Here is an 11,396-nt window from a genome sequence, read left to right as displayed (position 1 = left end):
CCCCCAGAAGCCCCGCCCACTTCCGCTGCCCGCGCTCGAACCCTCGGCGGTCGACCACGGAACAGCGAATCCACTTGACCAGCACCGCGCCATCGTACGGCGCGGAGCACGGCCGGGGTCACGCTCCGGCGTAGTGCATCGCGATCAGTCCGGCGATGTCGGCGGAGTCCAGTTCAATGCCGAACTCCCGCACGAGAACGTCCGGCAATTCGCTCACGGATACGGTCCGTTCGGTCACCGTGCCGTCCGCGCGGGTCACGGCGAACTGATCCCCGACGAGCCTGCGGCGCGCGTCGGGAGCGGCCCGCTGGAGCACCGGGCGGCGGATGAACGACGACATGGGGTGGGTGGAGGTGTAGTGGTTCATCACTGCGTAGTCGACGAAAAGGCGCGGCTCCAGGGTGTACGCGTAGAGGTCGAACCAGCCCTCGGGCCGCCAGGTCCGCAGCACCAGCACCCCGCCCTCCTCGGCGTGGAGCTGGAAACGCCACTCTCCTTGTCGCTCTTCGGCGCCCGCGCGCAAGGGGAACGGTTCCAGCAGCCCGTCGCCGCCGAAGCCCACGTCGCAGTGCCAGGCTTCGCCGTCCGCCTCCACCTTCAGGAGCATGTGCGTCACCGCGCGCGTGGCGGAGGCCCCGGCACGCACGCGTGCCCCGAGACCGGTGACGTCGAAGCCGACGCGTTCGAGCGCCGCCGCGAAGAGCAGGTTCTGTTCGTAGCAGTAGCCTCCCCGGCGGCGCCGGACCATCTTGTCCTGGAGCGCCGCGAGGTCCAGGGGCACCGGGCGGCCGAGCATCATCTCCAGGTTCTCGAAGGGGATCGCCGCCACGTGCGCGCGGTGCAGGGCGCGCAGGGTGTCCAGGTTTGGCTTGGTCTCTCCCGTGTGCCCGAGTCTCGTCAGATAGGCGTCGATGTCGAGCTCTTCCCCGTGCCATGTCATACGTCCATGATCTCCGCCGCAGCGCGGAACACCAACCTCCGGACGGCGGAGCCCAGTTACGCTTCTCTGGGTGGACAGCGCCCAGGTCTCAAAGGAGGGGGAGGTTCCGGTGAGCAGTGTCAGCAAGGGGATCGAGAAGGTCGAGGTCGGTCTCAAGTGGGACCCGAGCCCGGCGGGCGAGCCGCCCAACGACCTCGACCTCATCGCGGCGACGTACACGAAGGAAGCCCCGTACGGAGACCCGGTGTACCTGGTGCACTTCGACAGCCGCTCGCCCGACGGCACGATCCATCTCAACCGCGACAGCCGCACGGGCCAGGGCTTCGGCTACGACGAGGTCATGGTGCTCGAACTGGAGCGCCTCGCGGCCACGTACGCCCGTGTCGTGGTGGGCGTGACCATCCAGCAGCAGGCGGCGGAGAAGGTCCTCGGCGACATCCCGAGCACAGCCGTCCGCATCCGCGAGGGCCACACCGTCCTCGCGGAGAACGACCTTGCCGCCGTCCCGGGGAGCACGGCGGCGACCGTGGCCGAGTTCGTCAGGGACGAGTCGGGCGCCTGGTCGTTCCGCGAGGACGTGCGCGGCTTCGACGCCGACCCGACCGCCTTCGCGTCCCTGATGGGGGCCGAGCACTGACGAGGCGGCGGAGCCGGAACCCGGCCCCGCCGCCCTGACCGCCGCTCACGGAGCGGCGGTCCCTGTCGTCACATGACGGTCACCGTCGAACGACGGTCGCCGTCAAGCGGCATTCCGCGTGATCAGCTGCAACCGCTGGTGGAGCCGCAGCCCTCGCAGATGTAGCAGGAGCCCGCCCGCTGCATCTTCGTGCCGCAGGAGAAGCACAGCGGCGCGTCGGCCTGGATGCCGAGCTGCATCTCGACCAGCTCGGCGCTGGTGTGCGCCTGCTGCGGGGCGGCCTTCGCCGACTCGGCCTCGGCCTTCGGCGTGGCGACCGCCTTCAGCGACTCGGGCTGCTTCGGAGCCGTCTGCGCGAGCGTCTCCACCTCGACCTCGGACTCGTCGAGGGACGGCTCGTACGAACCGGTCTCCAGGTGACGCTGGCGCTCCTCGGCGGAGTGGATGCCGAGCGCGGAGCGCGTCTCGAAGGGCAGGAAGTCGAGCGCCAGGCGGCGGAAGATGTAGTCGACGATCGACTGCGCCATCCGCACGTCCGGGTCGTCCGTCATACCGGCCGGCTCGAAGCGCATGTTCGTGAACTTGGAGACGTAGGTCTCCAGCGGCACGCCGTACTGGAGGCCGACCGAGACGGCGATGGAGAAGGCGTCCATCATGCCCGCGAGGGTCGAACCCTGCTTGGACATCTTCAGGAAGACCTCACCGAGACCGTCGTCCGGGTAGGAGTTGGCGGTCATGTAGCCCTCGGCGCCGCCCACCGTGAAGGAGGTGGTGATGCCGGGACGGCCCTTGGGGAGGCGCTTGCGGACCGGGCGGTACTCGACCACCTTCTCGACCGCGGCACGGATCGCGTCCTCGGTCTTCTCGGTGATCTCGGCCTTCTCCTCCTCCTTCTTCTTGGCGGAGAGCGGCTGGCCGACCTTGCAGTTGTCGCGGTAGATGGCGAGCGCCTTGACGCCCAGCTTCCACGCCTCGAAGTAGACCTCTTCGACGTCCTCGACGGTGGCGGTCTCCGGGAGGTTGACCGTCTTGGAGAGGGCGCCCGAGATCCACGGCTGGATCGCGGCCATCATGCGGACGTGGCCCATCGCGGAGATGGAGCGCTCGCCCATGGCGCAGTCGAAGACCTCGTAGTGCTCGGTCTTCAGACCCGGGGCGTCGATCACATTGCCGTGCTCGGCGATGTGGGCGACGATCGCCTCGATCTGCTCCTCCTGGTAGCCCAGGCGGCGCAGGGCCTGCGGCACGGTGCCGTTGACGATCTGCATGGAGCCGCCGCCGACGAGCTTCTTGAACTTCACCAGGGCCAGGTCGGGCTCCAGGCCCGTGGTGTCGCAGGACATCGCGAGACCGATGGTGCCGGTCGGGGCGATGACCGAGGCCTGCGAGTTGCGGAAGCCGTTCTTGTCGCCGAGGCGGATCACGTCCTGCCAGGCCTCCGTGGCGGCGGCCCAGATCGGCGAGTCCAGGTCGTCCATGCGGACGGCCGTGGCGTTGGCGTCGGCGTGCTGCTTCATGACGCGCTTGTGCGGGGTCGCGTTCTTGGCGTAGCCGTCGTACGGGCCGACGACCGCGGCGAGCTCGGCGGAACGCTTGTACGACGTACCCGTCATCAGCGACGTGATGGCACCGGCGAGGGCACGGCCGCCGTCGGAGTCGTAGGCGTGGCCGGTCGCCATCAGGAGGGCGCCCAGGTTGGCGTAGCCGATGCCGAGCTGACGGAAGGCGCGGGTGTTCTCGCCGATCTTCTGCGTCGGGAAGTCCGCGAAGCAGATGGAGATGTCCATCGCGGTGATGACCAGCTCGACGACCTTGGAGAAGCGCTCGACGTCGAAGGACTGGTTGCCCTTGCCGTCGTCCTTCAGGAACTTCATCAGGTTCAGCGAGGCGAGGTTGCAGGACGTGTTGTCCAGGTGCATGTACTCACTGCACGGGTTCGAGCCGTTGATGCGGCCGGACTCCGGGCAGGTGTGCCAGGCGTTGATGGTGTCGTCGTACTGGATGCCGGGGTCGGCGCAGGCCCAGGCGGCCTCGGCCATCTTGCGGAAGAGCGACTTGGCGTCGACCTCCTCGATGACGTCACCCGTCATGCGGGAGGTGAGGCCGAACTTGCCGCCCTCCTCGACCGCCTTCATGAAGGTGTCGTTCACGCGGACCGAGTTGTTGGCGTTCTGGTACTGGACGGACGTGATGTCGTCGCCGCCCAGGTCCATGTCGAAGCCCGCGTCGCGCAGGGCGCGGATCTTCTCCTCTTCCTTCACCTTGGTCTCGATGAAGCCCTCGATGTCGGGGTGGTCGACGTCGAGGATGACCATCTTGGCCGCTCGGCGGGTGGCGCCACCGGACTTGATCGTTCCGGCGGAGGCGTCGGCACCGCGCATGAAGGAGACGGGGCCAGAGGCGTTGCCGCCGGAGGAGAGCAGCTCCTTGGAGGAGCGGATGCGGGAGAGGTTCAGGCCGGCTCCGGAGCCGCCCTTGAAGATCATGCCCTCTTCCTTGTACCAGTCGAGGATCGACTCCATGGAGTCGTCGACGGACAGGATGAAGCAGGCGGAGACCTGCTGCGGCTGGGGCGTGCCGACGTTGAACCAGACCGGGGAGTTGAAGCTGAAGATCTGGTGCAGGAGGGCGTAGGCCAGCTCGTGCTCGAAGATCTCGGCGTCGGCGGGCGAGGCGAAGTAGCTGTAGTCCTCACCGGCCTTGCGGTAGGTCTTCACGATGCGGTCGATCAGCTGCTTGAGGCCGGTCTCGCGCTGCGGGGTGCCGACGGCCCCGCGGAAGTACTTGCTGGTGACGATGTTGACCGCGTTCACCGACCAGAAGTCGGGGAACTCGACGCCACGCTGCTCGAAGTTGATCGAGCCGTCGCGCCAATTGGTCATGACGACGTCACGGCGCTCCCAGGCCACCTCGTCGTACGGGTGCACGCCGGGGGTCGTGTGGACGCGCTCGATGCGCAGACCCTTGCTGGCCTTGGACCCCTTGGCGCGGGAACCTCGTGCCGGGCCGCTCGTCGTCTCGGTCATGCCGCCTCCCTGTTTCAGGCTAAAACGCCCTGAAGTGCCACGTTCTTCCCATGGCACGGATGTGTGTCTGATGTCGCGGGCATCACGAAGGAGGCCCTCGACAGGTCTGTAAGCCGCCGCTTCGCCGGTCAGTCGGCGGCGGTGGCGGGCACGGGGACCTCGACGGTCCCTCCGGGCCCGCGGTCGTTCACGACGCGCTCTCCGCCCGCGTCGCACGGCTCCGCGTCGAGCCGCTGTTCCCTGAGCTCGCCGATGGCGGCTTCGAAGTCCTCAAGCGAGTCGAAGGCGCGGTACACGGACGCGAAGCGCAGATAGGCGACGAGGTCGAGCTCCTGCAACGGGCCCAGTATGGCGAGGCCGACATCGTGCGTGGTGAGCTCCGCGCTGCCGGTGGCACGCACGGCCTCTTCGACCCGCTGGCCGAGCAGGGCGAGCGCGTCCTCGGTCACGGGCCGCCCCTGGCACGCCTTGCGGACGCCGTTGATGACCTTCGTACGACTGAAGGGCTCGGTCACCCCGCTGCGCTTGACCACCATCAGTGAGCACGTCTCCACGGTCGTGAAACGACGGGAGCAGTCGGGGCACTGGCGGCGTCTGCGGATCGACGTGCCGTCGTCGGTGGTGCGACTGTCGACTACACGGCTGTCGGGGTGCCTGCAGAAGGGGCAGTGCATGGAACTCCCAACCCTCCTTCATGGCACGACTCGTACGCCTCACAGGGGCTGGTGAGCCCCTCGAAGCAGCCCCAAGCATAGGCGATCCCGGGAGTCCCGGAAGACCGGGGACCACTACTTCTGGGCTGCTGATGCAATCCAACCACTAGATGTGGGGTTGGGCCGCATTTTCCGCCCCTAGCGTGTCGTACCGGCCGGACGGTCGGCGGACCGCACGAAGGCCCGTGCGCGCAGCTCGCGGCGGGGGGCCGGTGCGGGGTTGACGGAGCACCGGATGGCAGTATGGGAGCCCTGCGGAGGGGCTCGCGACCACAGCGGTGAAGCGTACCGTAATGAACCGAATTGCCCTTCGGCCCGAACGTTAGCCATACACCCGGACACATGATCACGGCAGGTAATCCCTGATTTTTCACTCGAACGTGTGTTTGGCGCAACCTTTCGAAAGCAACTACCGTTGGCTAGCTAGGGAGAGAACATCTCGAGAGGGGCCGACCGAAGTGACCACCACCGCAGACAGCGCCACCATCACTGCCCAGAGCCGACTCGAGCCGGTGCATGCCATGAATGACGCAGTTTCGAACCAGGAGGGGCCCACGCCCGCTCGCTCCCTGCCGGGCCGACCTCCAGGCATCCGCGCCGATAGCTCCGGCCTCACCGACCGGCAGCGCCGGGTCATCGAGGTCATCAGGGACTCCGTGCAGCGGCGCGGGTACCCACCGTCGATGCGGGAGATCGGTCAGGCCGTGGGCCTGTCCAGCACCTCCTCGGTCGCTCATCAGCTGATGGCCCTGGAGCGCAAGGGCTTCCTGCGCCGCGACCCCCACCGCCCCCGGGCGTACGAGGTGCGTGGCTCGGACCAGCCGAGCAGCCAGCCCACGGACACCACCGGCAAGCCCGCGGCCTCGTATGTCCCACTGGTAGGCCGCATCGCCGCCGGTGGCCCGATCCTCGCCGAGGAGTCGGTGGAGGATGTCTTCCCCCTCCCCCGCCAGCTCGTCGGCGACGGCGAGCTCTTCGTCCTGAAGGTCGTCGGTGACTCGATGATCGAGGCCGCGATCTGCGACGGCGACTGGGTCACCGTGCGCCGTCAGCCGGTCGCGGAGAATGGCGACATCGTGGCCGCCATGCTGGACGGCGAGGCGACGGTCAAGCGCTTCAAGCGCGAGGACGGTCACGTATGGCTGCTCCCCCACAACTCCGCGTACCAGCCGATTCCCGGCGACGAGGCCACCATCCTCGGCAAGGTCGTGGCGGTGCTGCGGCGGGTCTGACCTCCGCCCATGACCGGACCCCGGAACCACCTGCGCCGGTTCCGGGGTCCTGCTGCGTCCGCCCACAGGGCAGCTGGGGCTCGTCGCGCGGCTACGCCTCGTCCGCCTTCGCCGCCGCGTCGATCGCTGCCAGCGAGCGGCGGACCTGATTGCGGTCCGTCGTGTACCAGAAGTCGGGCAGCGAGGCCCGCAGATAGCTGCCGTACCGCGCCGTCGCGAGGCGCGGGTCGAGGACGGCGACCACACCACGGTCCCCCGTCGCCCGCACCAGACGGCCGGCGCCCTGCGCCATCAGCAGGGCCGCATGGGTGGCCGCGACCGCCATGAAGCCATTGCCCCCGGCATCGTCGACCGCCTTCTGTCGGGCGCTCATGAGCGGATCGTCCGGGCGCGGGAACGGAATCTTGTCCATCACCACCAGCTGACAGCTCGGGCCCGGCACATCCACGCCCTGCCAGAGCGAGAGCGTCCCGAACAGGCAGGTCCGCGCGTCCGCGGCGAAGCCCTTGATCAGCTCGCCGAGCGTCTCCTCGCCCTGGAGCAGGATGGGCATGTCCAGGCGCCCGCGCAGCTCCTCCGCGGCGCTCTGGGCCGCCCGCATGGAGGAGAACAGGCCGAGCGTGCGCCCACCGGACGCCTCGATCAGCTCGGTCAGCTCATCGAGCATGTCGTCCCGGGTGCCCTCGCGGCCCGGACGGGCGAGATGCTTCGCCACATAGAGAATGCCCTGCTTGCCGTAGTCGAACGGCGAGCCGACGTCCAGGCCCTTCCATACGGGGGCGTCCTCGGCCTCGGTGCCCTCCGGGGCCAGGCCCAGCGAGGCACCCACGCCGTTGAAATCGCCGCCGAGCTTGAGCGTCGCCGACGTCAGGGTCACCGAGCGGTCGTTGAACAGCTTCTCCCGCAGCAGGCCCGAGACGGACATCGGCGCCACCCGCAGCGAGGCGCCGAAGCGGTCGTGCCGCTCGTACCAGACGACGTCCCACTCGGAGCCATTGGTGATCCGCTCCGCCACGTCGTGGATGGACTCCACGGAGGCGAGCGCCTGCTTGCGGACGGCGTCCTCGTCCTGGACCGACTTGTCCCTGGTGGAGCCGAGCGCCGTGATCACCGTGCGCGCGGCGTCCCGCAGGGCCATCAGGGCATAGCCCAGGTCCTCGGGGATCTCCTCCAGGCGGCCGGGCAGGGCCAGCTCCATCAACCGCTCGAAGCCCTCGGACGCGGTCTGGAGCTGGTCGGCCGCCTTTTCGTTGACGAGCTTGGCCGCGCGCCGCACCGCCCGGTTGACCTGCCCCGGCGTGAGCTCGCCCGTGGCCACACCGGTGACCCGGGAGACCAGCTCATGGGCCTCGTCCACGATCAGCACCTCGTGCTGCGGCAGGACGGGGGCGCCTTCGATCGCGTCGATCGCGAGCAGCGCGTGGTTGGTGACGACGACGTCGGCGAGCTTGGCTCGCTCACGCGCCGCCTCCGCGAAGCACTCCGCACCGTAGGCGCACTTCGAGGCACCGAGGCACTCCCGGGAGGAGACCGAGACCTGGGCCCAGGCGCGGTCGGAGACACCGGGGGTGAGGTCGTCGCGGTCGCCCGTCTCGGTCTCGTCGGCCCAGTCCCGCATCCTGAGCAGGTCCTGGCCCAGTCTGCTGGTGGGGGCGGCCGCCTCGAACTGGTCGAAGAGGCCCTCCTCCTCGTCCTGCGGCATGCCCTCGTGGAGCCGGTGCAGACACAGGTAGTTCGACCGGCCCTTGAGCATCGCGAACTGCGGGCGGCGGCGCAGCAGCGGATGCAGCGCGTCCACCGTGCGCGGCAGGTCGCGCTCCACGAGCTGGCGCTGGAGGGCAAGCGTGGCCGTGGCGACGACCACACGCTCCCCGTGCGCCAGGGCGGGCACCAGATAGCCGAGCGACTTGCCCGTGCCGGTGCCGGCCTGGACCAGCAGATGGGAGCCGTCGTCGATCGCCGCGGCGACGGTCTCGGTCATGGACACCTGGCCAGGCCGCTCCGTGCCGCCGACAGCGGTGACGGCGGCGTGCAGGAGCTCGGGGAGGGAGGGCTTCGTCATAGCGCGACCACCCTACGGTGCCCCACTGACAATCCCGCGATCACGGCTGGTGCAGAGGGTTCGGCACCGTTCCGTGCACGGCGGCGTGCGGGCGCTGCGAGCGGTCGCGGTAGCCGTCGAGATGGAGGCGGTTCCGGTTGAGGCACAGCCGCTCGATACGCGGTGTGAGCAGGTCGAACATCTCGTACCGCTCCTTCAGCTCCGGGGTGCGCGCCTGGTGCCGCAGGATCTCGGCGCGCACGCTGTGCCAGAAGTCGGCCTCGGGAACTCCCAGTTGCTCCTCGCACAGCGGCGCGAGATAGCGGAAGACGCCCACGAAGAGACCGGAATGGATGAACTGGGTGAGGAACCCGGGCGGCTCGGTCAGCAGCACCGCGCGCACGTCCTCCGGCATCGAGTCGTGCTCGGGCAGGGGCACGGCGCTTACGTTGACGTCGTCCACGAAGTCCTTGACGGCGAGCCGGACGGGCACGTCCTTGTCGTCGTAGACGACGATGGCGTTCTCTCCGTGGGGCGAGAAGACGGTGCCGTAGCGGTAGAGGAAGTGCAGCAGCGGGGGCAGCAGGGCGGCGAAGAGCCGGCGCAGCCAGGCGGCCGGGGCCAGCCCCGAGCGCGCCACGAGCTCCGCCACGAAGGCCCTGCCCTCGGGGTCGGTGTGCAGCAGGGAGGCGAGCGTACGCGCGCGTTCGTCCGGGGCGAGGTAGCGCGTGACCGGCTCCCGCCAGATGGCGCCGAGCAGCTCCCGGTACTGGTAGGGCACCTCGGGCAGCCCGTCGTAGACCGGGTGCTCCACCGCGACCGACGCCACCTCACCGAGCAGGATGACCCCGCACTCGTCCCGCAGGAAGGGATCGGCGTCCCGCAGGGCGTGCATCCAGGCGGTGACGGCGGGCGCCGCGACCGTGCGCTCGGTGGGCAGGCCGCGCCAGACCAGGGTGTTCAGGACCGACAGCGGCAGCTTCACGGTGTGTCGGTCGGGGTGGGAGGTGTTGAGGAAGGTGCGGATGGACTGCTGGGGAAGGCGCAGGTCGCCGTCGGTGCCCAGCGGGACGATGGCGTCCGCGGCGACGGAGGGGGCGAAGAGCGGCAGCACTGTCTCGTCCCACTGCCAGGGGTGCACGGGCAGGTAGAGGTACTCGCGGGGATCGAGTCCACGCGCGCGCAGTACGGCCGCGAAGGACTCCTGGGTCGCTTCGGCGAGCTCACGGGCGTAGAGCCGCTGCGCGGTGTCCAGGCCGGTGACGCCCCGGTACACGGCGAGATCGGTGCGGACCGCTATCCAGGGGAGTGTGGTCGGCCGACGGGCCTCGGGCGCCCAGCGATCGGTGTCGGTCGCCGAGAATCCGATGCGCCCCTTGTTGAGGACCAGCCACGGGTGGCCGGTCTGGTGCCCTTCCAGTTCCGCGTATTCGAGGTCGGCGAGACGTGCCGCGGAGAGCGCGGTGCGCTCTATCCGGGTGTCGGCGCAGAGTGTGACGCTGAGCTCGCGGACGAGGTGGCCGAGTGTGGCGCCGTCGAGCCCCAGGGTCCGGCGGGCCAGGACGAGGAAGCGCAGGGGATCGCCGAACGGCATGGCTTCGCCGCCGCCCTCGGCCAGGGCCATGCTGGTCGCGTCCACGTACCAGCTGCCGTAGGAGCCCCGGCGGGCGAGGAAGGTGAGGCAGCCGCCACTGTCGCCGTCCGTCTCGGCGGGGTCGATCCGGAGACGGTAGGCGACGGCGCCGCGGCCCGCCGCCGCGGCCGGTTCGTCGTCCTCGACCGGCATGGGCCGGATGATCTCCTCGTACGCGAACTCGCCGATCATCTTGGCCAGCAGGCGGCGCCCCACCCCCTGCCATCTGTCCTCGGTCAGCTCGGGCGGGTCGTACAGCGCCGCGGCGGTACGGGAACTCTGGCTGTCGGACGGATTCGGCACGGGGACTCCTCGGGGAGGGAACCGGATCGGGGCGAGCGGAGTTGTACTAAGTGTGATCGGGTCGTAGCACTGCGCGCAGGGCCCGGTCGTGAATCATCAGGGCCGCCCGCTTGTCGGGGAGATCCACTTCGGCGGAGAAGCGGAAGCCGGCGCTCAGGAAAGCGGAGATGGAGGGGGTGTTGCGCAGGTCGGGTTCCGCGATGACGCGCGCACAGGCGGGACGGTGTGCGAGCACCAGGTCCGCGACGGCTGCGAGCAGCGAAGTGCCCAGGCCACGGCCTCGATGGGCGACACCACCGATGAGGAGGTGGACTCCGGTGTCGTGCGGGCGCGCGGGGTAGTGCCGTGCCAGCGGGTCGAGGTCGGCCCGGTAGATCTCCCAGTAGCTCATCGGCGTGCCGTCGAGGACTCCGAGGCAGGGGACGCTGCGCCCGTCTCCGTCGAGCTGGGGGCGCAGATGGGCCTCCGTCACGGCCTCGGGCCCCGCGAGTTCCCAGAAGGCCGCCACCGCCGGGTCGTTCATCCACCGGCTGATCAGCGGCAGATCACGCTCCAGGCTTACGGGTACGAGCTGGAAGACTCCGGCGCCGGTGGTGGTGGGGCCCCAGTCGGCGACGCGGTCGAGCAGGTCGTCCGCCGCGTGGACGCCGGGGAGGCCGGGGAGGCCGCCCGCCGTGCGCCTCCCTCGGCCGGAGTCGGCCGCCAGGGAGGTGAGCTCTTCGGACAGCCGCAGATCGAGGGTGTCCGCGCCATCGGCGGCGGCCGCGGATCCGACTCCCACGTCGGCGCTCGCATCGTGAGGAGGCACGGCATCGCTCCTGTCGGGAGGGGTCAGCAGAGGTGGGGCACGTTCCTCAGGAAGGGAGGGGGT

8 protein-coding genes and 1 pseudogene are annotated in these 11,396 nt (G+C 69.6%); 2 read left to right on the top strand and 7 right to left on the bottom strand.

Features of this window, described 5'->3' with window-relative positions; all coding sequences use genetic code 11:
- Together AB8Z36_RS13030 and AB8Z36_RS13025 are read right to left on the bottom strand one after the other, a co-directional pair.
- Positions 1 to 85: pseudogene (locus AB8Z36_RS13030) on the bottom strand (DUF4937 domain-containing protein); the annotation flags it as partial.
- A gap of 33 nt (positions 86 to 118) precedes the next feature.
- Entirely contained in the window at positions 119 to 940 is an 822-nt protein-coding gene (locus tag AB8Z36_RS13025) for an arylamine N-acetyltransferase family protein (RefSeq protein WP_369213425.1), read from the bottom strand.
- A gap of 109 nt (positions 941 to 1,049) precedes the next feature.
- Here AB8Z36_RS13025 and AB8Z36_RS13020 point away from each other — a divergent pair, with 109 nt between their 5' ends.
- Entirely contained in the window at positions 1,050 to 1,577 is a 528-nt protein-coding gene (locus tag AB8Z36_RS13020; protein WP_440581903.1) for a TerD family protein, read from the top strand.
- 122 nt (positions 1,578 to 1,699) lie between these two features.
- Here AB8Z36_RS13020 and AB8Z36_RS13015 read toward each other — a convergent pair whose 3' ends face one another.
- Positions 1,700 to 4,603, bottom strand: a complete 2,904-nt coding sequence (locus tag AB8Z36_RS13015) for a vitamin B12-dependent ribonucleotide reductase (protein ID WP_369213423.1) — start codon at positions 4,601 to 4,603, stop codon at positions 1,700 to 1,702.
- 128 nt (positions 4,604 to 4,731) lie between these two features.
- A complete protein-coding gene (nrdR, locus tag AB8Z36_RS13010; RefSeq protein ID WP_062773713.1) occupies positions 4,732 to 5,277 on the bottom strand; it encodes a transcriptional regulator NrdR in 546 nt (181 codons plus the stop codon).
- A gap of 497 nt (positions 5,278 to 5,774) precedes the next feature.
- Here nrdR and lexA point away from each other — a divergent pair, with 497 nt between their 5' ends.
- Entirely contained in the window at positions 5,775 to 6,548 is a 774-nt protein-coding gene (gene lexA / locus AB8Z36_RS13005) for a transcriptional repressor LexA (protein ID WP_369213422.1), read from the top strand.
- A 91-nt stretch (positions 6,549 to 6,639) separates the two neighbouring features.
- Here the strand turns inward: lexA and AB8Z36_RS13000 are convergent, their stop codons facing one another.
- From AB8Z36_RS13000 to AB8Z36_RS12990, 3 genes are read right to left on the bottom strand one after another with little or no spacing between them, the layout of a single operon-like run.
- On the bottom strand, positions 6,640 to 8,610 hold the full coding sequence (locus tag AB8Z36_RS13000; protein ID WP_369213421.1) for an ATP-dependent DNA helicase: 1,971 nt from the start codon (positions 8,608 to 8,610) through the stop codon (positions 6,640 to 6,642).
- Between the two features lie 40 nt (positions 8,611 to 8,650).
- Positions 8,651 to 10,525: an IucA/IucC family protein gene (locus AB8Z36_RS12995; protein ID WP_369213420.1), complete on the bottom strand. Its 1,875-nt coding sequence runs from the start codon at positions 10,523 to 10,525 to the stop codon at positions 8,651 to 8,653.
- A 46-nt stretch (positions 10,526 to 10,571) separates the two neighbouring features.
- Complete coding sequence (locus AB8Z36_RS12990; protein WP_369213419.1) at positions 10,572 to 11,333, bottom strand: GNAT family N-acetyltransferase; 762 nt, start codon at positions 11,331 to 11,333, stop codon at positions 10,572 to 10,574.
- Positions 11,334 to 11,396 lie beyond the last annotated feature (63 nt).

The organism is Streptomyces flavofungini (assembly GCF_041028215.1).
GTDB classification, from domain to species: domain Bacteria; phylum Actinomycetota; class Actinomycetes; order Streptomycetales; family Streptomycetaceae; genus Streptomyces; species Streptomyces flavofungini_B.
Note: the sequence above shows the minus strand (reverse complement) of the source record. Positions and strands in the feature narration are given on the sequence as shown.